The sequence below is a fragment of the Thalassospira profundimaris genome (assembly GCF_003326675.1).
In the GTDB taxonomy this organism is placed as follows: Bacteria; Pseudomonadota; Alphaproteobacteria; order Rhodospirillales; family Thalassospiraceae; genus Thalassospira; species Thalassospira aquimaris.
Genome location: NZ_JPWF01000050.1, coordinates 1 through 560, shown reverse-complemented (window position 1 = coordinate 560; position 560 = coordinate 1). Strand labels below are relative to the sequence as shown.

General features: G+C 59.6%; 1 protein-coding gene. It reads left to right on the top strand.

Going from position 1 to position 560, the window contains the following annotated elements:
- A partial coding sequence (locus TH19_RS22865; protein ID WP_181846530.1) for an Ig-like domain-containing protein occupies positions 1-560 on the top strand: 560 nt, incomplete at both ends.

The window sequence follows — 560 nt, the reverse complement described above, 5'->3', positions numbered from 1 at the left end:
CGGGACTGACAATGGTGACGGCACCTGGACCTTGAGCTCCGGTGATCTCGAAGGTCTGACGATTACGCCGGCTGACGACTTCTCTGGCAGCTTCGATCTTGGCGTGACAGCAACTTCTGCCGATGGCGAAGACGTTGCAACGACGACGGGCAGCATCACCGTGGATGTGGCCGGTGTTGCGGATGCGCCGACGCTCGATGTGGCTGATGCCAGTGGCTCTGAAGACAGTGCGATTGCGCTCGACATTGATGCCGGCCTGACGGATTCCAGCGAGACGCTGACGATCACGATCTCTGGCGTTCCGGACGGTGCAACCCTGTCTGCCGGTACCGATAATGGTGACGGCACCTGGACCTTGAGTTCGGGGGATCTCGAAGGTCTGACGATCACACCTGCCGATGACTTCAGCGGCTCGTTCGATCTTGGTGTCACCGCGACTTCTGCGGATGGCGAAGATGTTGCAACGACCACGGGCAGCATCACGGTTGATGTTGCTGGCGTGGCTGACGCGCCGACTTTGGATGTTGCTGATGCTTCGGGTAGCGAAGACTCTGCGATTG